We start from the raw sequence: 26009 nt of genomic DNA on the forward strand, positions 1-26009 counted from the left end.
TTCTCGTTTCCTAAGTTAAAAGTCCGACCCAATACGGGACCGGACCGAACCTTCATTTAGATTAAATTCTAGATTCAATAATAGCCTGCGCCACATTTTTCGGCGCCTCAGAATAATTGAAGAACTCCATAGAGTATGATGCGCGACCCTGCGTTTGTGAACGCAAGTCAGTAGCATACCCGAACATTTCTGAAAGCGGCACCTTAGCACGTACTATTTTAATACCTGCTACGCCTTCTTCCATACCTTCGATCATGCCGCGACGACGATTTAGGTCACCAACCACATCACCCATCCAGTCTTCTGGAGTAGTTACTTCAACTTTCATCATGGGTTCAAGCAACACCGGATTTGCTTCTGCGGCGCCTTTTTTGAAACCCATAGAGCCGGCGATCTTAAACGCCATTTCAGAAGAGTCAACATCGTGGTACGAACCGTCGAACAAAGTTACCTTTACATCTAGTACCGGATACCCTGCTACAACACCACTTTGCAACTGCTCCTGAATTCCTTTATCAACCGCTGGTATGAACTCTTTTGGTACCACACCACCGGTGATGTCATTAACAAATTCGTAGCCTGCGCCTTCTTCAGCTTGTGGCTCAATACGAAGCCATACATGACCAAATTGGCCACGGCCGCCAGACTGACGTACGAATTTACCTTCAACTTCTACTTTCTTACGAATAGTTTCACGATAAGCAACCTGAGGTTTACCTACGTTACATTCAACCTTAAATTCGCGTTTCATACGATCAACAATGATATCAAGGTGAAGCTCACCCATACCAGAGATAATCGTCTGGCCAGACTCTTCATCAGTCTTAACCTTAAATGACGGGTCTTCAGCGGCTAGCTTACCTAACGCGAGTCCCATCTTTTCTTGGTCAGCTTGAGAGCGAGGCTCAACAGCGATAGAAATTACCGGATCAGGAAATTCCATACGCTCTAGCGTAATGACATTATTCGGATCGCAAAGCGTATCACCTGTGGTCACATCTTTAAGACCAATGGCTGCGGCGATATCGCCTGCACGAACTTCTTTAATTTCTTCACGGTCTTTAGCGTGCATTTGAACTATACGCCCAAAACGCTCGCGTTTACCTTTCACTGGGTTGTATACCGTATCACCAGTATTAACAACGCCAGAGTAACAACGGAAGAAAGTCAGCGTTCCTACGAATGGGTCAGTAGCGATTTTAAATGCAAGGGCCGAGAATGGCTCGCTGTCGTCTGCATGACGCTCAGCTTCAGTTTCATCTTTATCGTCTAAAACACCCGTAATAGCTTTCACTTCACTTGGTGATGGTAAGTATTCTACTACCGCGTCTAGTACTGCCTGAACACCTTTGTTTTTGAAGGCACTGCCACAGGTGGCAAGAACAATTTCGTTGTTCAGTGTACGGGTACGTAAACCAAGTCGGATTTCAGCTTCAGTTAGCTCTTCGCCTTCTAAATACTTATCCATTAGTTCGTCAGAGGCTTCAGCTGCTGCTTCAATCATCTCTGTGCGATACTTTTGTGCGTTGTCTAAATATTGCGCTGGAATATCTTCATAGGTAAAAGTCATACCCATGTCTTCGGCATTCCAGTTTATGGCTTTCATCTTAATAAGATCGATAACGCCATGGAATTCTTCTTCAGCGCCCATGTTCAATTGAATCGGAACACAGTTTGCGCCTAAGCGTTTACGGATTTGACCCACAACACGCTCAAAATCGGCGCCAGCTCGGTCCATCTTATTGATGAACACGAGACGTGGCACCTCATATTTGTCAGCCTGTCGCCAGACTGTCTCTGATTGAGGTTCAACCCCAGAAGACCCGCAAAAAACCACTACAGCCCCATCCAGAACTCGTAATGAACGTTCTACCTCAATGGTAAAGTCCACGTGTCCTGGCGTGTCTATAATGTTTATACGATGCTGATCGAACTGCTTTTCCATGCCTGACCAGAAACAAGTCGTTGCAGCAGACGTGATAGTGATACCACGCTCCTGCTCTTGTTCCATCCAGTCCATGGTTGCAGCACCATCATGCACTTCACCGATTTTATGAGACAACCCTGTATAAAACAGGACTCTCTCTGTGGTCGTGGTTTTACCCGCGTCCACATGAGCCACAATACCAATATTGCGGTAACGCTCAATCGAGGTCTTACGAGGCATACATCTCTCTCAGTTATATTACGTTTATTACCAACGGTAATGAGCAAACGCTTTGTTTGCTTCGGCCATACGGTGAACGTCTTCACGTTTCTTAACCGCAGAACCTTTGTTTTCTGATGCATCAATCATTTCAGCAGCTAGGCGTTGAGCCATAGACTTTTCGCCACGTTTACGAGCAGCATCTACCAACCAACGCATACCTAGGGCATTACGACGAACTGGACGAACTTCTACTGGTACTTGATAAGTTGAACCACCTACACGACGAGATTTAACCTCTACAGTAGGACGGATGTTATCAAGTGCTTCTTCGAATACATCTAGGTGAGCTTTGCTGGTTTTTTCAGCAACAATATCGAGCGCACCGTAAACGATTTTTTCAGCGACTGACTTCTTGCCGTCAAGCATTACGACATTCATGAATTTTGCAAGCAGTTGTGAGCTAAATTTTGGCTCTGGTAGGATTTTACGTTGACCTACGACTCTTCTTCTTGGCATTTCTATTCTCCGTATGAATTCAGGAATTACCCAAAACTCTTAAACTTCAGTTTGGCCTTACTAACGGAGAACCGTTAAGACTTAGGCTTCTTCGCACCGTACTTAGAACGGGCTTGCTTACGATCGTTTACACCTGCGCAGTCTAATGTACCGCGAACTGTGTGATAACGAACACCTGGTAGATCTTTAACACGACCACCACGGATAAGTACTACACTGTGCTCTTGTAGGTTGTGACCTTCACCACCGATGTATGAAGAAACTTCAAAACCGTTAGTTAGACGTACACGACATACTTTACGTAGTGCAGAGTTTGGTTTCTTAGGCGTAGTAGTATATACACGAGTACATACACCGCGTCTTTGAGGACAAGCTTGCAATGCAGCTACGTTGCTTTTTTCAACGGGCTTTTTGCGCGGCTTGCGGACTAACTGGTTAACTGTTGCCATTAACTAGCTCCTGATTAAAAACTACAAAAACCCAATCACTCTGATTGGGTCCATTAAAGCGACTTTTCTAGCGTCACTCATTCAATGTTAATACTGTGCTTGTCAGCATTAACTGAGCTCTGATACAAAAAACCGCGCCCATTTTCTTCTGCCTTTTAGAGGTCATCCAAAATCGGGTCGCGGAATATTAATGATCATAGCTCGGCGTGTCAAGCTGTACAAAGGTTAAGCAGCCATTTAACTGCAATCTGTCAGCTTAACATGCCAATTTGTTAGGAGTACGTTAACGTACTCCTACGATCATGCCTTATTCGGCTGAGTCGTCACCGGCGTTAAGCGCTTCGGTTAGTGCCTGTTCTGCATCAGCAGCAGAAACTGACATTTCTTCGATTTCTTCTTTACGACGTTGTGCACGACGTTCATGGTAAGCGAAACCTGTACCCGCTGGAATCAATCGACCCACGATTACGTTTTCTTTCAGACCGCGAAGGTCATCTTCTTTACCTTGAACAGCAGCTTCGGTAAGAACACGTGTTGTTTCTTGGAACGATGCAGCTGAGATGAATGACTCAGTAGATAGCGACGCTTTAGTGATACCAAGCAGTTGAGTTTCATACTGCGCTGGAATCTTACCGTGTTTTTCAACTTCACGGTTGGTCACTTTCACGTTAGACACTTCAACTTGTTCGCCTTCAAGGAACTGAGTATCACCTGAATGTGTAATAACGCACTTACGCAACATCTGACGAATAACAACTTCGATGTGCTTATCGTTAATTTTTACACCCTGTAGACGGTAAACTTCCTGAACTTCGTTCACGATGTAGTTTGCTACAGCAGAGATACCACGTAGACGCAAGATGTCATGCGGTGACTCAGGGCCATCTGCAATAACTTCACCACGTTCTACTTTCTCACCTTCAAACACGTTAAGTTGACGCCATTTTGGAATCATCTCTTCGTATGCATCACCCTCTGGCGGCGTGATAACCAAACGTTTCTTACCTTTGGTTTCTTTACCGAAACCAATAGTACCTGAAACTTCAGCAAGGATAGCAGGCTCTTTAGGCTTACGTGCTTCAAACAAGTCGGCTACGCGAGGTAGACCACCCGTGATATCACGTGTCTTCGAGCTTTCTTGAGGTATACGTGCTAACACGTCACCTTCGTTAGCAACCTTACCTTCTTTCGCTTCGATAGTAGTAAAGCTTGGTAAGCGAATCTCTTGAAGACCGAACTCATCACTTTCTAGGATAAGTTTAGGTTCTTTAGAGTTACTCTTCGCAAGATCTTTAACTACGATACGCGTAAGACCAGTTAGTTCGTCTTGTTGCATCTCAGTGTTAGAGTCGTCGATGTCGGCGAAGCTAATCTTAGCTGCACGTTCAGTAACGATTGGGTGACTATGCGGATCCCAGTTAGCAACAACGTCGCCAGCTGCAATAGTTGCACCGTCATCCACGCTAAGTACAGCACCGTAAGGTACTTTATAACGCTCTTTCTCACGACCTTGTTCATCGATAACAGTAAGTTCTGTTGAACGAGAAACAATAACCACTTTGCCGTCTGAGTTACGTACTGATTTTTCATTGTGTAGCTTAAGGCTACCCGCAGTTTTAACCTGAACGCTGTTCTCAGCAGAAGCTCTTGATGCCGCACCACCGATGTGGAACGTACGCATGGTAAGCTGTGTACCTGGTTCACCGATCGACTGTGCGGCAATAACACCCACAGACTCACCGCTTCCAACCATATGTCCGCGAGCAAGGTCACGACCATAACAGTTTGCACACACACCGAAGTCGTTATCACAAGTGATAACTGAGCGTACTTGAATTTGGTCAACAGAGTTAGTTTCAAGCATGTCTACTAGCGCTTCGTCTAGTAACACATTACGCTCAACCAATACTTCTGTCGTGCCTGGTTTAACTACATCTTCTGCAACTACACGACCTAGTACACGCTCGCGAAGTGGTTCTACAACGTCACCACCTTCAATTAGCGGTGTCATCGTAACACCACCGAAGGTGCCACAGTCGTCGTTGGTAATAACCAAATCTTGTGCAACATCTACTAGACGACGAGTTAGGTAACCCGAGTTCGCAGTCTTAAGTGCTGTATCGGCAAGACCTTTACGCGCACCGTGAGTAGAGATGAAGTACTGAAGTACGTTAAGACCTTCACGGAAGTTAGCGGTAATTGGCGTTTCGATGATTGAGCCATCTGGCTTAGCCATCAGACCACGCATACCAGCTAGCTGACGAATCTGAGCGGCACTACCACGAGCACCAGAGTCGGCCATCATATAAACAGAGTTAAATGAGGTTTGCTCTTCTTCTTCGCCATCGCGGTTAATTACGATATCAGTCTTAAGGTTATCCATCATGGCCTTAGCAACTTTTTCGTTGGCATTTGACCAGATATCGATAACTTTGTTGTAGCGCTCACCGGCTGTTACAAGACCGTTTTGGAACTGTTCCTGGATCTCGATAACTTCCGCTTCTGCAGCGTCGATAATATCTTTCTTCGCAGCTGGGATTACCATGTCATCAATACCAACAGATGCACCCGCAATCATTGCGTAGTGGAAACCGGTATACATGATTTGGTCAGCAGCGATTACTGTGTCTTTAAGACCCAGTGTACGGTAACAAGCGTTTAGCAAACGTGAAATCTGCTTTTTGCCCATTGCCTGGTTGATAATTTCAAACGGCAAACCTTTAGGAAGCATCAATGAGAAAATTGCACGACCAACAGTAGTATCTGTTAGCGTTACTTTCTCAGTCTTCACGCCATCTTCGTCAATGTCGTATTCAGTGATACGTACTTTAACGCGAGAGTGAAGTTCTGCATTACCTGTACGGTATGCTTTTTCTGCTTCATTCGGGCTGGTAAATACCATTGCCTCACCCAAACCATTTACTTTGTCACGGGTTAGGTAATAAAGACCCAATACAACGTCCTGTGAAGGAACGATGATAGGTTCACCATTTGCAGGTGACAGAATGTTGTTGGTTGACATCATCAACGCACGTGCTTCAAGCTGAGCTTCAATAGTCAGCGGCACGTGTACAGCCATTTGGTCACCATCGAAATCGGCGTTGTAGGCCGCACATACTAGTGGGTGAAGCTGAATCGCTTTACCTTCGATAAGGGTTGGTTCAAATGCCTGGATACCCAAACGGTGAAGTGTTGGTGCACGGTTAAGCATAACAGGGTGTTCACGGATAACGTCGTCTAGTACGTCCCATACCTCTGGTGCTTCACGTTCAACCAGCTTCTTCGCTGCTTTGATAGTTGTTGCTAAACCACGACCTTCAAGTTTTCCATAGATAAACGGCTTGAATAACTCAAGTGCCATTTTCTTAGGAAGACCACATTGGTGAAGACGTAATGTAGGACCAACGGTAATTACAGAACGACCAGAGTAGTCAACACGCTTACCAAGTAAGTTCTGACGGAAACGACCTTGCTTACCTTTAATCATATCGGCAAGTGATTTAAGAGGACGTTTGTTAGAACCTGTGATAGCGCGGCCACGACGACCGTTATCTAGTAGTGCATCTACCGCTTCCTGAAGCATACGTTTTTCGTTACGTACGATAATGTCAGGCGCCGCAAGGTCTAGAAGACGCTTAAGACGGTTGTTACGGTTGATAACACGACGGTATAAATCGTTCAGGTCAGACGTTGCAAATCGACCACCGTCCAGTGGTACCAACGGACGAAGATCCGGCGGAAGTACTGGAAGTACAGTCAAGATCATCCACTCTGGCTTGTTGCCAGACTGTTGGAATGATTCAAGCAACTTAAGACGCTTGGTGATTTTCTTACGCTTAGTTTCAGAGTTGATTGAAGGCAACTCTTCACGCATAGCAGCTACATCAGCATCTACATCTAACACTTTTAAAAGGTCAAATACGGCTTCAGCACCCATTTTAGCGTCAAACTCGTCACCATGCTCTTCAAGTGCATCCAAGTAATCTTCTTCGTTAAGAAGTTGGCTGCGCTCAAGGGTAGTCATACCCGGCTCGGTTACTACGTAAGATTCAAAATATAGTACACGTTCAATATCACGAAGTGTCATATCAAGCATTAAGCCGATACGAGACGGAAGTGATTTAAGGAACCAAATGTGTGCAACTGGGCTTGCCAGTTCAATGTGACCCATACGCTCACGACGTACTTTAGTTAGGGTTACTTCAACACCACATTTTTCACAGATAACACCACGGTGCTTCAGACGCTTATACTTACCACAAAGACATTCGTAGTCTTTAACTGGTCCGAAAATACGCGCACAAAACAGGCCGTCACGTTCTGGTTTGAACGTACGGTAGTTAATTGTTTCTGGCTTCTTAACTTCACCAAAAGACCATGAACGAATCATGTCAGGTGAAGCAAGACCGATTCGAATATTATCGAATTCTTCAGTCTTGTTTTGTTGCTTTAGAAACTTTAATAAGTCTTTCACATTACTCTCCCAGCGGAGTCAGTCTCTAGAACCCGGCGCAAGCGCCGGGCCATCTCTTGTCATAACGTGGCGATTGCCGTGTTACTTCTCTTCCAACTCGATGTTAATACCCAACGAGCGGATTTCTTTAAGTAATACGTTGAATGATTCTGGCATGCCAGGTTCCATTCTGTGGTCACCATCGACGATGTTCTTGTACATCTTAGTACGGCCGTTAACATCATCCGACTTAACAGTAAGCATTTCCTGAAGGGTATATGCTGCACCGTAAGCTTCAAGGGCCCACACTTCCATCTCTCCGAAGCGCTGACCACCGAACTGAGCTTTACCACCCAGCGGTTGTTGTGTAACAAGGCTGTACGAACCAGTTGAACGAGCGTGCATTTTGTCGTCAACCAAGTGGTTCAGTTTCAGCATGTACATGTAACCAACCGTAACCGGACGCTCAAACTCGCGACCAGTACGACCGTCGAACAACGAAATCTGACCGCTTTCAGGAATGTCAGCTAACTTCAACATTTCCTTAATTTCAGATTCACGTGCACCGTCGAATACAGGTGTTGCAATTGGAACACCCTTACGTAGGTTGTTTGCAAGACGTGTAATTTCGTGGTCGGTGAAGTTATCGATGTCCACTTCTTGGTGATTTTCGCCAAGCTCATAAATTTCTTTTAAGAAGTTACGAAGCTTCTGCATCTCTTCATGCTCTTTCAGCATGCGATCGATTTTCACACCAAGACCGTGAGCAGCCATACCCATATGTGTTTCTAGGATCTGACCGATGTTCATCCGCGATGGTACACCTAGTGGGTTCAATACGATGTCTACCGGCGTACCGTTAGCATCATATGGCATATCTTCCACAGGCTGAATCGTTGAAATTACACCTTTGTTACCGTGACGACCGGCCATCTTATCACCAGGCTGGATATGACGTTTAACAGCTAGGTAAACCTTAACAATTTTAAGGACACCTGGTGCTAGGTCATCGCCTTGTGTGATCTTGCGACGCTTAGTTTCAAACTTCTTATCGAAGTCTTCTTTGATTTCTGCGTGCTGATCAGCAATTTGGTCGATCTCAAGCTGTACGTCTTCGTCGTTTAATGCAATTTCAAACCACTTCTCACGCGGTAGGCTGTCAAGCTTAGCTTGTTCAACACCAGAGCGTAATAATGCGTTTTGTGCACGAGCAAAGATACCGTCTGCAAGAATTTCAAATTCGTCAGTAAGGTCTTTCTTAACCTGACGAAGTTGCATGTCTTCAATTTCAAGCGCACGTTTGTCTTTCTCTACGCCGTCACGGGTAAAGACTTGAACGTCGATAACCGTACCGTGAACAGAGTTAGGCACACGTAGTGACGTATCTTTTACGTCAGACGCTTTTTCACCGAAGATTGCTCTTAATAGTTTTTCTTCTGGCGTAAGTTGAGTTTCACCTTTAGGTGTTACTTTACCTACCAGAATGTCGCCGCCTTTCACTTCCGCACCAATGTAAACAACACCTGATTCATCAAGTTTGCTTAGTGCAGATTCGCCAACATTCGGAATATCAGAAGAAATTTCTTCTGGCCCAAGCTTGGTATCACGAGCAATACAGCTTAGTTCTTGAATGTGGATAGTGGTGAAACGGTCTTCCTGAGCTACTCGCTCAGAGATAAGGATTGAATCCTCGAAGTTATAACCGTTCCAAGGCATGAACGCGATACGCATGTTCTGACCAAGAGCAAGGTCGCCCAAGTCAGTAGATGGACCGTCAGCCAATACATCGCCAGCAACAATCGGGTCGCCTACACTACAAGTAGGACGCTGATTGATACAGGTGTTCTGGTTAGAACGTGTGTATTTAGTCAGGTTGTAGATGTCGATACCTGCTTCACCAGGAAGCATTTCATCTTCTTCTACTTTAATAACGATACGGCTAGCGTCAACATAGTCAACTCTACCACCACGCTTAGCAACTACAGTAACACCTGAGTCAACAGCAATGGTTCTTTCCATACCGGTACCAACAAGCGGCTTATCAGCACGTAATGTAGGTACAGCCTGACGTTGCATGTTCGCACCCATCAATGCGCGGTTAGCATCATCGTGTTCTAGGAACGGAATGATACTCGCAGCGATTGAAACGATTTGCTGTGGAGAAACGTCCATGTACTTGATGTCTTCTTTCGGCATCAAGGTGGTTTCACCACGGTGACGACATGGAATAAGGTCGTCTACTAGCTCACCGTTTGCGGTTAAAACAATGTTTGCCTGTGCAATTGCGAATTGACCTTCTTCAATTGCAGACAAGTAATCGATTTCTTCACTTACCACGCCATCAACAATGCGACGGAACGGCGTTTCAAGGAAACCAAAATCATTGGTGCGTGCGAAACTCGCCAATGAGTTGATCAAACCGATGTTTGGACCTTCAGGAGTCTCGATAGGACACAGACGACCGTAGTGCGTAGGGTGTACGTCACGCACTTCGAAGCCTGCACGCTCACGCGTAAGACCACCCGGGCCTAATGCAGAAATACGACGCTTATGCGTTACTTCTGATAACGGGTTGTTTTGGTCCATGAACTGAGAAAGCTGTGATGAACCGAAGAACTCTTTAACCGCAGCCGAGATAGGCTTAGCGTTAATTAGGTCTTGCGGCATAATGCTATCAAGGTCGCCTAAGCTTAGACGTTCTTTAACAGCACGCTCAACACGTACTAAACCAACACGGAATTGGTTTTCAGCCATTTCACCCACAGAACGAATACGGCGGTTACCCAAGTGGTCGATATCGTCCACTTCGTCTTTGCCGTCACGAATCTCGATAAGTTGCTTCATTACTGAAACAATATCGTCTTTATCTAGGGTGCCTGAACCAATCAATTCTTCACGGCCTAAACGGCGGTTGAACTTCATACGACCTACAGAAGATAGATCATAACGCTCATCAGAGAAGAAAAGGTTTTGGAATAAGGTTTCTGCTGCGTCTTTTGTTGGTGGCTCACCAGGACGCATCATGCGGTAAATTTCAACAAGCGCTTCTAGGCGGTTTGTTGAAGAGTCGATACGCAATGTGTCAGAAATGTATGAACCGTGGTCCAATTCATTAATGTACAGCGTTTCGAACTCTTTAATACCAGCTTGGCTAAGTGCCGCTAAGTTCTCAAGCGTTAACTCTTCGTTAGCGCTAACGATAACTTCGCCAGTATCTTCATTTACGTACGTTGCCGCGAATACGCGACCGATTAGGTAATCTGCTGGAACTTCAAGTTCAGTTAAACCCGCTTTTTCAAGCGCACGGGTATGACGTGCAGATACACGACGACCGGTTTCAACAACAACATTACCTTCACCGTCAATGATATCAAATGCCGCTGTTTCGCCACGAAGACGATCTGGCACCACTTCCATCATTAACTTGTCTTTATCGATACGTACACTGACTTTCTCGAAGAACGTATCCAAGATTTCTTCTGATGTCATTTCAAGCGCGCGTAAGATGATTGTTGCTGGCAACTTACGACGACGGTCAATACGAACAAACAGGTTATCTTTTGGATCGAACTCGAAATCAAGCCAAGAACCACGGTAAGGAATTACACGTGCATTATAAAGCACTTTTCCTGACGAGTGAGTTTTGCCTTTATCGTGATCGAAGAACACACCAGGTGAACGGTGTAGTTGTGACACGATAACACGCTCTGTACCATTGATAACGAACGTACCGTTCTGAGTCATCAATGGGATTTCGCCCATGTACACTTCTTGTTCTTTAATGTCTTTTACGGTACCTGGCGCAGCGTCTTTATCAAACAATACTAACCGTAGTTTTACTCTTAATGGAGCAGAGAATGTGACGCCACGAATTTGACATTCTTTAACGTCGAATACTGGCTCTCCCAAACGGTAGCTAACATATTGAAGCTCCGAGTTACCTGAGTAGCTTTTTATCGGAAAAACGGAACGAAATGCTGCTTCCAAGCCGTATTGAGCATCGGCGTCGATCTCAATAAACTTTTTGAAAGAATCAAGCTGAATTGAAAGAAGGTATGGAATTTCCAATACCTGTGGGCGTTTGCCAAAATCCTTACGGATACGTTTCTTTTCGCTATAAGAGTAAACCATGGGTTCCTCAGCCTGCTGATTTATGACCCAACCTGCTGCATTATGCATCGCGACGAGTGCTTCAAGCTATGAGCTTCGTGTTGAATTGCGCATAAGCAACAAACTTCCACAACCCTTTTTCGGGGCAATTCCACAGCATACAACAAAATTTAACCAATTATTAGTTAACTTGTTGGTTTTATGCTTTTATGTGAAATTTCCGAAGTGCGCATTTAGTAGTGTAGTCAAGGGTTAGAATCTACACACTGTACAGCGCAAAAAGGCTGGTGGTTTAAAAAACCACCAGCCTTGCCGTCTCAGGCAAATAATCTAAACAAATAGATTACTTAACTTCAACTTCAGCACCAGCTTCAGTTAGCTGTGCTTTAAGTTCTTCAGCTTCTTCTTTGCTTACGCCTTCTTTGATAGCTTTAGGAGCAGATTCAACTACTTCTTTAGCTTCTTTAAGACCTAGGCCAGTCGCTGCGCGAACTGCTTTGATTACTGCAACTTTGTTTGCGCCGAATGAAGTCATTACAACGTCAAACTCAGTCTTTTCTTCAACTGCTGCTGCTTCGCCCGCTGCTGGACCAGCTACAGCTACTGCTGCAGATGCGTCAACACCGAATTTTTCTTCAGCTGCTTCGATTAGCTCAACCAATTCCATAACTGGCATTTCAGCAATCGCGTTTAAGATATCTTCTTTAGTTAGAGCCATGTGGTCTAAACTCCTGGGTTTTTAAAATGTTAAAAAAATCAATATGCCAAAAACGGGAATTACTTCTCGTCTTTGATCGCCGCCAATACGCGCACAAACTTGGTAGGTACTTCGTTGATAGTACGAACGAATTTCCCAACCGGTGCTTTGAAGGTTGCAAGAAGTTTTGCAAGCGCTTCGTCGCGAGTAGGAAGTGAAGCAACTGCGTCCAATTTATCTGGACCAAGAAGACCACTACCAATAGATAGAGCTGTTACGTTCAACTTATCGTTTTGCTTCGCAAAGTCTTTAAAAAGACGTGCTGCACCACCAGGTGCCTCAACTGAGAAGCCGTAGATAAGAGGACCAGTAAGGGCGCTATCTAAGTCTGCAAATTTACTGTCTGCCAATGCACGCTTAGCTAGAGTGTTACGTATAACCTTAAGGTATACGCCTTGCTCACGAGCTTTTACGCGAAGGTCAGTCAGTTCTGCAACTTCCATCCCACGGTATTCAGCGACGGCAACGGATAGAGCGCGAGACGCAACTTCAGAAACTTCTGCTACGATCTCTTTTTTTGCTGCTAAACCTAGTGCCACTGAGTTCACCTCTTTGTATCTGACTTTGTATACAGTCACCTGTTTACGCCATCAGGGTTCACAGATTGATATCAACATAATTGATGATACCGCTCTACGGTGTTTGTTACCCCAGAGAGTCTGAGTCAAACCACCGTCTGCGCAGGTTGTTGTATTAAGCGATATGTTTAATGTGATAGTTCTCTTACCTCTATCACCACATCGCACCTGCGGTCTTGGACGGGAGTTGCCAATCAGCACTGCTGTTTTGACGACTCCAACCCATTACCTTTACAGAGAAACCGAGTTGCCCCGGCAGGCTATTAAAGACCTACTGAAGCTTTATCTAGAGATACGCCAGCGCCCATAGTGGTGCTTAGGCTGATCTTCTGGATATAAGTACCTTTAGCAGAAGAAGGCTTAGCTTTCTTCAATGCTTCTAGTAATGCTTCAAGGTTCTCTTGAATTTGGTTTGTTTCGAACGCAATCTTACCAATGCTAGCATGGATGATACCGTTCTTATCGTTACGGTAGCGAACCTGACCAGCTTTAGCGTTCTTAACAGCAGTAGCAACGTCTGGCGTTACTGTACCCGTTTTAGGGTTAGGCATTAGGCCACGTGGACCTAAGATTTGACCTAGTTGACCAACAACACGCATAGCGTCTGGGCTGGCAACAACAACGTCAAAGTTCATTTCGCCTTTCTTCACTTGCTCAGCAAGGTCTTCCATACCAACGATGTCAGCACCAGCTTCTTTAGCTGCTTCAGCGTTAGCACCTTGAGTAAATACTGCAACGCGAACGTCTTTACCAGTACCGTTAGGTAGTACAGTTGCACCACGAACGTTTTGGTCAGATTTCTTAGCGTCAATACCAAGGTTTACTGCAACATCAACGCTTTCAGCGAATTTAGCTGTCGCTAATTCTTTAAGCAAAGCAACTGCTTCGTTGATTTCGTATTCTTTAGTCGCGTCTGTTTTTTCGCGGATAATGCGAGCGCGTTTAGATAATTTAGCCATTCGATTAGTCCTCTACGTTCAAGCCCATTGAGCGAGCAGAACCCGCGATAGTGCGAACCGCTGCATCTAGGTCAGCTGCAGTTAAGTCTGGTTCTTTAGTTTTGGCAATTTCTTCCAACTGAGCGCGAGTAACAGTACCCACTTTTTCAGTGTTAGGACGGCCAGAACCGCTCTTGATGCCCGCTGCTTTCTTAAGCAGGTAAGACGCAGGAGGAGTCTTAGTTTCGAATGTGAAAGAACGATCTTCATAAACCGTAATTTCTACAGGTACCGGAGCACCTTTCTCAAGGCTATCTGTTTTTGCGTTGAACGCTTTACAGAATTCCATGATGTTCACACCGTGTTGACCTAGTGCAGGACCAACTGGTGGACTTGGGTTAGCAGCGCCTGCTGCAACCTGAAGCTTAATAATACCGCTTACTTTTTTAGCCATTTTAAATGCTCTCTTGTTTGGGTATAGCGCCTTGCAAGTACAGAGATTACCTGCTCAATCGGCTTCCCGTTTCCGTTTAAAAGGGCGCGCATTATATAAGGTGTGCAAATGGTATGCAAGTATAAATGTGACTAAAAAACGATCTCATGGCCAGTATTTTTTCTTTTTCGAATAGCGGAATATTTTTAACACGCTGTTGCGTAATTTTAAATTAACTATTTGGAGAACGTTATATGGAGTTACTTACACAAGAAGACATCAACTGCGTATCAGGTGGGGATGGATGGGATGTCGCCTCAGGCGCACTTACAGGGGGGAGGTATAGGAGCTGCTGATGCAATATCAGACTATGACGATACAATGGATGAATAAGTGAATTTATCACCTATTCTAAGGCTTTATTTGGCTTGTACCATATTGAGCCTCTTCTCATTGAGTGCGTTTATTGCAAATAATAGTTTTATACTACTATTTAATCATTTGGGCGTAGCTGTAATTCTGTGGGTTCGATTAATTCGCCTCAATTGCCTATGAGCAAACTCGAATATTTTAACGTTGGCCGCATACTCGTACCAACGAGCTTATTTATCACAACGCTATCTTTTGGGTTATTGTTTCTCTATGAATATAAATGGTGTCTGATAGCGGCCGCAACGGGTACGTTTATTATAAACTACCGATTCCCTTTTTATCTAAAAACCAAACGGTAAGAATGTTCATTACAGACCTTACGATTCCAAAGTATGAATTGAACATCTAGATTGAAATTTAAAGCTCAAATTTTGGCAAGCCATTCGTGATGCGGCAAACATTAAGCCTTGGGTAGCAGATCTTATACTGTTTATTTTCATATTCCTGGCAACCTTCTCAGGCCATTTCATCTTATAGCCTCAAAATGCCTATGCCTACATCTTCATCCACTGTTGAAACAAGGGCCCGAGCGAGTCTTTCACTCTTGAATTTCAGACATAAAAAAAGACGGTAACCCGTCTTTTTTCTATGGTAAGTAGCTAGGATTAACCCTTTTCTACCTGACCAAATTCTAAATCTACCGGTGTAGAACGACCGAAGATAAGTACCGACACTTTTACGCGGCTCTTTTCGTAGTCTACTTCTTCTACCACACCGTTGAAGTCGGCAAATGGACCGTCTGTAACGCGAACCACTTCGCCTGGCTCGAACAATGTCTTCGGCTTAGGCTTATCAACTGACTCTTCAAGACGGTTAAGAATTGCGTCTGCTTCTTTTTGGGTAATTGGCATTGGGCGATCAGAAGTACCACCGATGAAACCAAGTACACGAGGAACGCTTTTCACTAAGTGCCAAGATTCTTCGTTCATTGCCATTTCTACCAAAACGTAACCTGGGTAAAACTTACGCTCAGATTTGCGCTTTTGGCCAGCGCGCATTTCTACAACTTCTTCAGTCGGAACTAGAATCTGACCAAAGTGCTCTTCCATGCCATGCATCTTAATATATTCAAGTAGCGTTTTTTGAACGCGACCTTCGTACTGAGAATATGCTTGTACTACGTACCATCTTTTTTTAATTTCTTCTTCAGACATACGTTATGCTCCTATTCCAGTAATGTATCCAACAACACGAACGATAATGCCGTCTAATCCCCAAAGGATTAATGCCATTACCAACGTTGCCGCAAGTACGATGATAGTAGTTTGGTTTGCTTCTTGACGGGTCGGCCATACTACTTTGCGAACTTCAGTGCGCGACTCTTTAGCAAAGCTAAGGAAAGTGCTGCCTTTAACCGTTGATGCTGCAATAAAACCAGCAATAACCACTACCACTACTGCGGTAACTGCACGGTATAATACTGAAATTTCACCGAACACTGTGTTGGCCGTAACCAATCCAGCAAGTAGGGCAAATACCACTACCCATTTAAACATGTCCAATGCATTGGACTGATTTTCCGTCTTTTCGCTCATGTCACGATCCTAGCACTACAGCGTCGTTTTGCTCGCGCTAACACGCGAACTTGTAATTTGGCAGGGGTGGAGGGACTCGAACCCCCAACCATCGGTTTTGGAGACCGCTGTTCTACCAATTCGAACTACACCCCTGTGGTGTTTAACTCACAAATTTTACTTACACTACCCTTGGGAATTCAGCGTCATTTCAATGGAAAGTGCGGTATCGCAAGGGAGGGACGCGTATTATACTCAAGATAACAAGCGGCACAAGGTTTTTGTTAACCATGTTAGTGGTAATACCCCAGTGCAAGTTGTCCTGCAACTTACTGTGCCGTTTAACTCGTTATCTCAATGAAAGGCTATTCCACGCCAATAAAGCCGCCTGTTTGATGCGTCCATAACTTGGCGTAAATACCATTGCGTGCAATTAATTCGGCATGTGTCCCCTGCTCTACTATCTGTCCTTTTTCTAACACTAATAATCGGTCCATTTGCGCAATCGTTGAGAGCCTGTGTGCAATAGCTAATACGGTTTTTCCTTCCATAACTTTATCTAGGCTTGCTTGAATAGCAGCTTCAGCTTCTGAGTCTAACGCAGAAGTGGCTTCATCTAAGATTAATACAGGTGCGTCTTTCAATAGCACGCGGGCGATGGCAATACGTTGACGTTGACCGCCGGATAGCTTCACACCACGTTCGCCCACATGGGCGTCGTAGCCTGTTCTTCCTTGGCTATCTGTAAGGGTAAGAATAAACTCATGAGCTTCTGCTAACGTGGCTGCGTTTATCATTTCTTCTTCACTGGCGTTGGTACGCCCATAAAGAATGTTGTCACGCACCGATCTATGCATTAGCGAGGTATCTTGGGTAACCATGCTAATTTTAGCCCGTAAGGTTTCTTGGCCAACTTGCGTTATATCTTGCCCATCAATAACAATACGCCCCGATTGGGTATCGTAAAATCGCATCAGCAAATTAACCAATGTCGATTTACCCGAACCTGAACGCCCTACCAAGCCCACTTTTTCACCAGGATGAATGGCGAGCTCTAAATTAGAAAATACATCAATGGGTTGGTTATCGGCACCTGCGTAGGCAAAGTCTACGTTATCAAACTTAATGCCACCGCCCTGCACGCTAAGCGCTGTCGCTTTAGGCTTATCTTTCACTGCGATAGGTTGGGCTAAGGTATTCATGCCGTCTTGCACCGTTCCTAGATTTTCAAACAGTCCGGATACTTCCCACATGATCCAATGCGACATACCGTTTAGACGAAGAGACAAACTAATCGCAATGGCAATATCGCCAGGTGTGGCTAAGTTTTCCATCCATAAATACACAGACAGTGCGCCAATCGTAAAGACCAATATGGCATTCGACATTTCTACACAAAATTCTAATATCGTCACTAAACGCATTTGTGGGTATACGGTTTTTAAAAAGCCATCCATGCTTTCTCTGGCGTAGTCAGCTTCGCGGCGACTATGAGAAAATAGCTTTACTGTTGTGATATTGGTGTAGCTGTCGACTATTCGCCCCGTCATCATAGAGCGGGCATCGGCTTGCTTTTGAGACACTTCTTTAAGCTTGGGTACCAGCATGCGCAAGATGAACATATACACAAAGAACCACACTACAAGTGGAACCGCTAAGCGCCAATCGGTACTGAACACCAGTACCACCATAGAGATAAAGTAAACGCTGATGTACACCAGTAAATCGAGCACTTTTGTTACAGTTTCACGCACCGATAGCGCTGTTTGCATTACTTTAGTGGCTACGCGCCCTGCAAACTCATCGTGAAAAAAGGTTAAGCTTTGGCCTAATAAATAACGGTGGGCTTGCCAGCGAATACGCATAGGGAAATTCCCCATCAGCGATTGGCGTGAAAATAACGAACGCAACAATATAAAGCCTGGAATAAGCACCAGCACGGTGACCGCCATGCCGATTAAGGTCCATTTTTGCTCGGCGAGAAAGGTTTCTCGATTCTGTTCTGAAAACCAATCTACCAATTGGCCCAAAAAACCGAACAGCGCGACTTCAAGCACTGCAACAATGGCACTTAAGATAGAGACGGTCGCGATAACGCCCCACATACCTTGCGTGTAGTACTTACAAAAGGCAACAATACCTGTTGGAGGTTGCCCTGGCTGGGCTTTAGGGAAAGGCTGTGTTAATCGTTCAAAAAATGAAAACATGCAACAAAACTCGTGTCGTTCTACATCAACTGCGTTTAATTACGTCATTCTACACGATATGTTCAATACTCGGGTTTAAAACATCGGCTTACTCATCTCTGTAGCCTAAGTTTGTCAAAATGCGCTCTACCTTTTCGCTATGCTGCGCTTGCCACTGCTGAAGATTCATCGCTGCATCTTTCTCGCCCCGGGCAAGGGCTATATCAAAGGCTTCTTGGGCCTGCGCTTGCGGTATTACCGCAATACCTTCTTCGTCAGCCACAATAATGTCACCCGCATTCACCGTCACCCCGCCACATTGAATGGGCTGATTAAGGGGCGATATACACTTTTTAGCGCCTGGCTTAGGCACTACCCCACGGGCAAAGACCGGAAACTGATTTTCTCTCGTTTCTGCCAAGTCTCTAATGACACCGTCGATAACAAACCCTTTGATACCTCTAGACTGTGCAATTGCACACACGTTACCACCGGCCACTGCGAATTTATCATCGGCCTCAACCACGATGATATCGCCCGCTTTTGCGCGATAAATAGCTGCGTGAAGCATAAGGTGATCGCCCGCCTCGCATTTCACTGTAAAGGCTGGCCCAGCAATACGTGGAACAGGTTGCCACAACGGCTTAATGGTATAATCCATAAACTGCTCACGTGGCAATGCGTCGGCGTACTCGCAAGGTGACACAGTATCGAATTGAATCATGTTAATTCCTTCAGCGTTAAATGAAGTGCAAAGGTGATTTTGTCTGCCCAATGTGGTCAATATATCGAAATTACACACAGAAGTTGTTACAAGCTATGTATTTTCACTATAAGTGCTTTTTCTAATGGAAGGGGCGTGATAAATATTACGGTAAGAGAATACTGTCTTTCTTGCCTTATTTTTTTAAAGGCTTTGTTTTAGAGAGCATACACTCGCCTGCGCGAGCTAGTGCATCACCAAAAGGCGATAGAGGCAACAAGTCAGTATTCGGCCAACGAGATATGAACTTAACGACATAAATTAATAACGACTTGGTTCACAAACAAGCTTATAAAAATAGGAATAATAATCCATGTTGAAAAGCGTAGTTAGCTTAAGCGTTGCATTAGCACTTAGTGCATGTAGTCCGCAAAATACACAACCAGAAAACCAAGCGCCAACCGCTGTATCGCAACAGCAAGAGTTAAAGTCGGGCGTGAATAAAGAAAACATGGATTTGACTGTCGATCCAGGTAACGACTTTTTTCAATATGTAAATGGTACATGGGTTGATAACCTTGAGATCCCAGCCGACAAATCAAGTTACGGCGCTTTCACGATTTTGCGTGACGAATCTCAAGACCATGTAATGAAAATTATCAAAAGCTCTGCCGAAGGCGACTTTGCAGATGGTACCGATGAGCAAAAAGTGGGCGACTTCTACCGTGCTTACATGGATACCGACAAGCTTAATGAATTGGGTATAAGCCCCATTAATGCCGACATTGAAAAAATTCAAGCTATCACTAATTACGATGAATTAGCTGCATACTTTGCCTATGCCATCCGTTACGGCTATGCGAGTCCCTTCAATGTTGGTCAAAATGCAGATTTTAAATCGCCTGAATCTTATATGATTTATACATGGCAGTCTGGCCTTGGTCTGCCCGAGCGCGACTACTATTTTAAAGACGACACCAAATCACAAGAAATTCGCGATGCTTATGTTAAACATATTGAAACCATGTTTACGCTCGCGGAATTTGACGCGCCGTCAGATAACGCTCAACTGTTGTTTGATATGGAAAGCCGTATTGCAGAACTTCATATGAAGAAAGAAGAAGTGCGCAATTGGGCGGCTAACTATAACAAAGTGCCGGTATCAGAACTAAGCACTCATATGCCTAACTTCCCGTGGGAATTATTCCTTAAAGAAATGGAATTAGACGATTTAGATAGCATTGTATTCCTGCAAACTGATTTCATGAAGCAAATGGATACGTTCATTACTGAAACCTCTCTAGAAGATTGGAAGGTATTTTTAAAATGGGGCTTACTTAATGCCTCAGCCAGTCGTTTAAGTGAAGATTTCGACACCGCTAATTTCAACTTTTACAGCAAAACATTGCGTGGTGTTGAAGAGCCTGAGCCGCGCTGGCGTAGAGCTGTTAGCCTTTCTAATGCTCATGTAGGCGAAGTTATCGGTAAAGTATACGTGAAACAATACTTCCCACCTGAAGCGAAAGAGCGCATGACCGAAATGGTGAGCAATCTTTTATTAGCCTACAAAGACAGTATTGAAAAGCTTGATTGGATGACAGATGAAACACGTGAGCAGGCGTTAGATAAGCTCTCTAAATTTACTGTTAAAATTGGCTACCCCGATACTTGGAAAGACTATTCTCAGCTGGTAGTGAAAGGCAGCGATTTATTTGGCAACTTAAAGCGTTCGTCCGATGTTGCCTACGAAGAAATGCTTAAGAAACAAGGCGGCCCAGTATGGAAGCATGAGTGGGGTATGACGCCTCAAACCGTTAATGCCTACTACAACCCAACGGCGAACGAAATTGTTTTCCCCGCAGCTATTCTACAGCCCCCATTTTTCGATATGAATGCGGAAGACGCGGTTAACTATGGTGGTATTGGTGCGGTTATAGGGCATGAAATTGGTCACGGATTTGATGATGCAGGTTCAACGTTTGATGGCGATGGCGCCTTACGAAACTGGTGGACTGATACAGACCGTCAGGAATTTGAAGCGAGAACGGCGAAGCTTGTCGAGCAATTCAACGAATTTGAAGCCCTGCCAGAGCTATTCGTTAACGGTGAATACACCCTTGGGGAAAACATCGGCGACTTGGGCGGCATTAGTATTGCGCTTAAAGCCTATCACTTAACCTTAGAGGGTGAAGAAGCCCCTGTTATTGATGGTTACACTGGCGATCAGCGCGTATTTATTGGTTACGGCCAAGTATGGGCAAGCAAGTACCGTGATGAAGCCCTACGCAGCCAAATTCAAACCGACACTCACTCACCAACAAAATTCCGTACTAACGGCGCATTGCGCAACGTGCCTGAATTTTACGAGGCGTTTGATGTGACCGAGGAAAATGATTTGTATTTACCGCCAGAAGAGCGCGTAAAAATTTGGTAATAGGCATTAATTAATATCATTAACGAGGCGGCAATTCATTGTCGCCTTTTTTTATATCTGCACTAAAAGTGTGAATTGTGGCTAAATTGTACGAAATCTATAGCCTTAATTCGCTAGCCACGTAACCCTGATATGTTCCCTAGGAGCAATGCGCGAGGCCTATGGCTTATGGCTTATGGCTTATGGCTTATGAAGGGTTGGCCAATTCAAGCAATACTGCAATGGCTTCGTCTGCTCGGCTAGCAGGAACGAAAATGTGGTCATGATAAAAGCCCGCTACCACATTAGCGCTAATGTTAGCCCGAGTAAGCCCAGCCGACATCGCAGCGGTCATACCCACCGCATCTAAACTTGAATGGACATTACACGTTATGCGCTTATAGGTACTATCTACTGCAAAGCCTTCATTACGTGCAAAGGATGATTCAAGAATAAGGGTTATCCCTTCATCTTCTTTATACACCATTAACGCATTAGCCAAATGAGTTGGCGAAACAGCATAGGGAACACTTACAAATACAAACGATTCAGGGCTTAGAGCCGGCTGAAGTGTTTTTAGCAATGTATTTAAATCTGTTTCGCCTGACATAAAACCGCCTTTGCTCTGCGTATCCAACACGTTAAATATATTTGCCCAAGCCGTGTGTTCCATACACTTGTGATGTTCGATGCTAAATCACCTACAGCTTACGCGCTCTTATGCGCTTGCCTTTAATCTTACCTTCGCGGAAATGATTCATAGCGCGCTTTACGCTTCGCAATTTAACCGCAATAAAGCTTTGGCTATTTTGCACCGCAATTTTGCCTACATCATCGCCTGGTATGCCTGCATCTTTAGTAAGCGCACCCACTAAGTCACCAGGACGAAGCTTTTGCTTTTTACCGGCACTTAACGAAATGCAGCTAAACTCAGGTTGTATGATACGGTTTTTATGAAAACGTAAGCCTTGTGCGCCTTTTAGCGGAATATCGGTGCCTTGCAACACTTCAATTTTACGCAAGAAATGCTCTTCTTCATCGCTCACTAGTGTTATTGCTGTACCCTCAGCACCCGCACGAGCGGTACGTCCAATACGGTGAATATGTGTTTCCGGCTCTTCACTCACGGTGTAGTTAATGACACAAGGAATATCATCAATATCGAGCCCACGTGCCGCCACATCAGTAGCAACCAGCACTTGTAGTGCGTCGCTAGCGAATTGGTTGAGTACTGCAGTACGCTCGTACTGCTCCATTTCGCCTTGCAAACCTGCTGCGCTAAAGCCATCTTCAAGTAATGATGCGACCACTTCGGTTACTTGTACTCTGCGGTTACAAAACACGATAGCAGTTTTAGGCTGAGAATCGGTCAGAATGGCTTTGAGCGTTTGTATTCGAGTGTGTGGAAGTACGTTGTAGCCAATTTGAGTAATCGACGGCTTGCTCGACTCATCACTTTCAACCTTACAAATTACTGGCTCGGTTAAATACTGATCGGCAATACGCTCAATTTCTTCCGTATAAGTCGCAGAAAACAGTAAAGTTTGCACACCTTTCTTCATTGGCGAAAAAATGACTTTTAAGTCATCTTCAAAGCCCATATCTAGCATGCGGTCGGCTTCATCAAGCACGCGTAAACGCACATTTTTTAGCATAAGCCTGCGTTTCTCTACATGTTCCATCACACGTCCGGGTGTACCCACTACAACATGAGCGCCGTGTTTGAGCGATTGAATTTGAGGGCCCATAGGTTGGCCGCCACAGATGGTCATGACTTTAATATTGCCAATTTGCTTTGCGGCATTTCTATACTGCACGGCAACTTGATCTGCCAACTCTCGCGTTGGGCACAGAACCAATACTTGAGTAGCAAATAATGTCGGGTCAATCTTTTCAAGCGCCGGTATTACAAAGCAAAGTGTTTTACCACTGCCTGTTTGCGCTTGTCCAATAATGTCGCTACCTGCTAATGCATGAGGTAAAGACTGTGCTTGAATGGGCGATAAGGCAAAAATACCCTGTGCATCTAACGCTTTTGTGATAGCTGGATTTATTTCCAACTGCTTTACAGTTTCAATTGTCATTTCTGTTTTTTCCAAAGATGCATATACGTAGCGTTAGTCTGCCGAGCGTGTTTGGAAAGTATCTTGAAGTTTCCATTGAAGCGTCTGCCCTGCATAGAAAGGGACCATATCGGTACCATCAGCTAACGTAACCTGTTCAGGTACTGTCCACGCTTCTTTCACTAACGTCATTGTTGTGTTGTTTTTAGGTAATCCGTAGAAGTCGGCACCATAGTTACTGGCGAACCCTTCTAGCTTATCTAATGCGCCCAACTGCTCGAACACTTCAGCATAAAGCTCAATCGCAGACCATGCGCTGTAGCAACCTGCACAACCACACGCATTTTCTTTTTTATGTTTTGCATGAGGCGCTGAATCGGTACCTAAGAAGAATTTGCTATTACCGCTAGCTACCACATCTTGCAGTGCTTTTTGATGTGTATTTCGCTTTAAAACGGGCAAGCAGTAGTTGTGTGGGCGCACTCCACCAACCAACAAGTCATTACGATTTAACAATAAATGCTGCGGTGTGATTGTCGCGCCCACGTTGGCGCTAGCATCAACCACAAAGGCTGCAGCGTCTGCGGTAGTAATATGCTCAAACACTACTTTTAAGTTCGGAAAAGCCGCCACAATTGGTGCTAAATGCGTATCGATGAATACTTTTTCACGGTCGAAAATATCTATGTGTGCTTCGGTGACTTCACCATGGATAAGTAGCAATAACCCGTGAGCCTCCATAGCTTCAAACACTGGGTATAAAGCTTCAATGCCTTTTACCGCAGCATCTGAATTGGTGGTGGCGCCAGCGGGGTATAATTTACACGCTGTTACGCCAGCTGCCTTCGCATCAGCAATATCTTGTACTGATGTGGTGTTTGTCAAAAAGAGAGTCATTAGTGGTTCAAAGTTGCTGCCTGTAGGGCGAGCCGCTTCGATACGCTGCTTGTAAGCAACCGCCATACTTGCATTTACCACAGGTGGAACCAAGTTAGGCATAACAATGGCACGCTGGAAACAACGGGCTGTAGCTGGGACAGTTTCTGCCAACATGTCGTTGTCACGAAAATGTAAGTGCCAATCATCGGGGGTTCTAATCGTTAGCGTTTGCATAACCGAAAGCTCTCTTCTTTAAGACCAATTAAGATTTTTTTGTATAAGCCGCAATAATGACAATGCGGGTACCATTCACTTTACCTTCAATATGCAAAGGATTATCGCTTAGGCTGATGCCTCTTACCGGCGTACCGCGTTTAGCCGTAAAGTTAGCTCCCTTAACGGTAAGGTCTTTAACAAGGTGTACATTATCGCCAGCTTGCAGAGCAGTACCGTTACAATCAAGCGTCGCTTCTCGCTCGATAAGCCCCGCTTCAGCCCATTGTTTTACATCGTCTTCTAAATAAGCCATGTCTAACAAATCTTGTGCCCAGCTTTCGCCGCTTATTTTGTTAAGCATACGGTAAGCAACCACTTGAACTGCGGGTGTAGGTGACCACATGGCGTCATTAAGACAACGCCAGTGGTTGGTGTCTATATCGGCTTCACTGTTAAGTTGCATGCGGCAGGTTTGGCAGGTAAGTACCGCGCAGCCAGCAGTTTCATCTGGCGACTCGGGTACCATATAAACGTCTAAATTTTCGGTGTTCTTACACAACTCGCAAGCGTTATCCGCTCGATTGAAAACAGCTTCTTGAAGCACAGCAAATGTCCCTACAATATTTTGCCGCAAAGTATACCACAATTCGGCTCAATAGGGGCTGGCAAAACGCCTGCTAATCACTGTCAAGGCGTGTCGTGAGAGACCCAAATCAATTTACTGGTATCGTAGCCGCTCTGTGTCGCTTGGGCTAAAAGGGCGTCAATAGTGTCTTGAGGTAACGTTTTTTCTCTGGCTAGAATCCACAGGTACTCTCTATCAGGCCCTGTTATCATGGCATATTGATAATCTTCTTTATCTAATGCCATCACGACATAACTGGCATAAAAAGGGCCAAAAAATGATACTTTTAAGTGCGCGGTATCGTCACTCGATACAAAATAGGCTTTCCCTTCGGCTTCATCCCACTTTGCCTCTTCTTGAGAATAACCTCGGTTGATAACCTTTACGCCCCCATCGTCGCGCATAGAGTAAGTGGCCGTAACATTAGATAACCCCTCTTCAAAACTGTGATCGTAGCGCGCTACTTCGTACCACTGACCTAAATAGCGGTCTAGCTCAAACCCTTCCACCGGCGTAACGCCATCTGGCACTGATGTACATCCAACTAAGGTAAATAACATGGTTGCACAAAACCATTTTTTACTATGCTGGCTAA

At 44.8% G+C, this 26009-nt stretch carries 19 protein-coding genes and 1 tRNA gene; 1 reads left to right on the forward strand and 19 read right to left on the reverse strand.

Features of this window, described 5'->3' with window-relative positions; genetic code table 11:
• Positions 1 to 61: 61 nt before the first annotated feature.
• The 14 genes from fusA to AV939_RS18175 form a co-directional block, all read right to left on the reverse strand.
• Positions 62 to 2167 carry an elongation factor G gene (gene fusA, locus AV939_RS18110; protein WP_057795666.1) on the reverse strand — a complete coding sequence of 702 codons (2106 nt, stop codon included), beginning with the start codon at positions 2165 to 2167 and terminating at the stop codon, positions 62 to 64.
• Positions 2168 to 2194: 27 nt separating this feature from the next.
• Complete coding sequence (gene rpsG / locus AV939_RS18115) at positions 2195 to 2665, reverse strand: 30S ribosomal protein S7 (RefSeq protein ID WP_013786325.1); 471 nt, start codon at positions 2663 to 2665, stop codon at positions 2195 to 2197.
• 74 nt (positions 2666 to 2739) lie between these two features.
• A complete protein-coding gene (gene rpsL / locus AV939_RS18120) occupies positions 2740 to 3114 on the reverse strand; it encodes a 30S ribosomal protein S12 (RefSeq protein ID WP_013786326.1) in 375 nt (124 codons plus the stop codon).
• Positions 3115 to 3421: 307 nt separating this feature from the next.
• The gene (rpoC, locus tag AV939_RS18125; RefSeq protein ID WP_057795664.1) at positions 3422 to 7588 is read right to left on the reverse strand and encodes a DNA-directed RNA polymerase subunit beta'; all 4167 of its coding nucleotides are present in this window, start codon (positions 7586 to 7588) and stop codon (positions 3422 to 3424) included.
• 81 nt (positions 7589 to 7669) lie between these two features.
• A complete protein-coding gene (gene rpoB / locus AV939_RS18130) occupies positions 7670 to 11698 on the reverse strand; it encodes a DNA-directed RNA polymerase subunit beta (RefSeq protein ID WP_061093608.1) in 4029 nt (1342 codons plus the stop codon).
• Positions 11699 to 12020: 322 nt separating this feature from the next.
• Positions 12021 to 12395 carry a 50S ribosomal protein L7/L12 gene (gene rplL / locus AV939_RS18135; protein ID WP_013786329.1) on the reverse strand — a complete coding sequence of 125 codons (375 nt, stop codon included), beginning with the start codon at positions 12393 to 12395 and terminating at the stop codon, positions 12021 to 12023.
• 59 nt (positions 12396 to 12454) lie between these two features.
• Positions 12455 to 12973: a 50S ribosomal protein L10 gene (gene rplJ / locus AV939_RS18140; RefSeq protein WP_013786330.1), complete on the reverse strand. Its 519-nt coding sequence runs from the start codon at positions 12971 to 12973 to the stop codon at positions 12455 to 12457.
• Between the two features lie 302 nt (positions 12974 to 13275).
• Positions 13276 to 13971, reverse strand: a complete 696-nt coding sequence (gene rplA, locus AV939_RS18145) for a 50S ribosomal protein L1 (RefSeq protein WP_013786331.1) — start codon at positions 13969 to 13971, stop codon at positions 13276 to 13278.
• Positions 13972 to 13975: 4 nt separating this feature from the next.
• Complete coding sequence (rplK, locus tag AV939_RS18150) at positions 13976 to 14404, reverse strand: 50S ribosomal protein L11 (protein ID WP_013786332.1); 429 nt, start codon at positions 14402 to 14404, stop codon at positions 13976 to 13978.
• A 1016-nt stretch (positions 14405 to 15420) separates the two neighbouring features.
• Positions 15421 to 15969 (reverse strand): transcription termination/antitermination protein NusG, encoded by a 549-nt coding sequence (nusG, locus tag AV939_RS18155; protein WP_013786334.1) that lies wholly within the window; start codon positions 15967 to 15969, stop codon positions 15421 to 15423.
• Between the two features lie 3 nt (positions 15970 to 15972).
• Positions 15973 to 16350, reverse strand: a complete 378-nt coding sequence (secE, locus tag AV939_RS18160; RefSeq protein WP_057795659.1) for a preprotein translocase subunit SecE — start codon at positions 16348 to 16350, stop codon at positions 15973 to 15975.
• Between the two features lie 58 nt (positions 16351 to 16408).
• Positions 16409 to 16485, reverse strand: a tRNA-Trp gene (locus AV939_RS18165).
• A 209-nt stretch (positions 16486 to 16694) separates the two neighbouring features.
• Positions 16695 to 18536, reverse strand: coding sequence for an ABC transporter ATP-binding protein (locus AV939_RS18170; protein ID WP_057795657.1), 1842 nt, complete (start codon positions 18534 to 18536; stop codon positions 16695 to 16697).
• 88 nt (positions 18537 to 18624) lie between these two features.
• Entirely contained in the window at positions 18625 to 19239 is a 615-nt protein-coding gene (locus AV939_RS18175; protein ID WP_057795655.1) for an RraA family protein, read from the reverse strand.
• A gap of 352 nt (positions 19240 to 19591) precedes the next feature.
• Between AV939_RS18175 and AV939_RS18180 the strand changes: the two genes are divergently transcribed.
• Complete coding sequence (locus AV939_RS18180; RefSeq protein WP_082746071.1) at positions 19592 to 21652, forward strand: M13 family metallopeptidase; 2061 nt, start codon at positions 19592 to 19594, stop codon at positions 21650 to 21652.
• A gap of 187 nt (positions 21653 to 21839) precedes the next feature.
• Here AV939_RS18180 and AV939_RS18185 read toward each other — a convergent pair whose 3' ends face one another.
• The 5 genes from AV939_RS18185 to AV939_RS18205 all read right to left on the reverse strand — a co-directional run bounded on the left by AV939_RS18185 (position 21840) and on the right by AV939_RS18205 (position 25974).
• A complete protein-coding gene (locus AV939_RS18185; protein WP_057796560.1) occupies positions 21840 to 22241 on the reverse strand; it encodes an ACT domain-containing protein in 402 nt (133 codons plus the stop codon).
• 91 nt (positions 22242 to 22332) lie between these two features.
• Complete coding sequence (gene dbpA, locus AV939_RS18190) at positions 22333 to 23715, reverse strand: ATP-dependent RNA helicase DbpA (RefSeq protein WP_057795653.1); 1383 nt, start codon at positions 23713 to 23715, stop codon at positions 22333 to 22335.
• A 33-nt stretch (positions 23716 to 23748) separates the two neighbouring features.
• Positions 23749 to 24807: a dihydroorotase gene (gene pyrC, locus AV939_RS18195; protein ID WP_057795649.1), complete on the reverse strand. Its 1059-nt coding sequence runs from the start codon at positions 24805 to 24807 to the stop codon at positions 23749 to 23751.
• Positions 24808 to 24835: 28 nt separating this feature from the next.
• Positions 24836 to 25393: a PhnA domain-containing protein gene (locus tag AV939_RS18200; RefSeq protein WP_057795648.1), complete on the reverse strand. Its 558-nt coding sequence runs from the start codon at positions 25391 to 25393 to the stop codon at positions 24836 to 24838.
• Positions 25394 to 25476: 83 nt separating this feature from the next.
• Complete coding sequence (locus AV939_RS18205; RefSeq protein ID WP_057796558.1) at positions 25477 to 25974, reverse strand: lipocalin family protein; 498 nt, start codon at positions 25972 to 25974, stop codon at positions 25477 to 25479.
• Positions 25975 to 26009 lie beyond the last annotated feature (35 nt).

Origin of the sequence: Alteromonas sp. Mac1 (assembly GCF_001562125.1) — a bacterium.
GTDB lineage: Bacteria > Pseudomonadota > Gammaproteobacteria > Enterobacterales > Alteromonadaceae > Alteromonas > Alteromonas stellipolaris.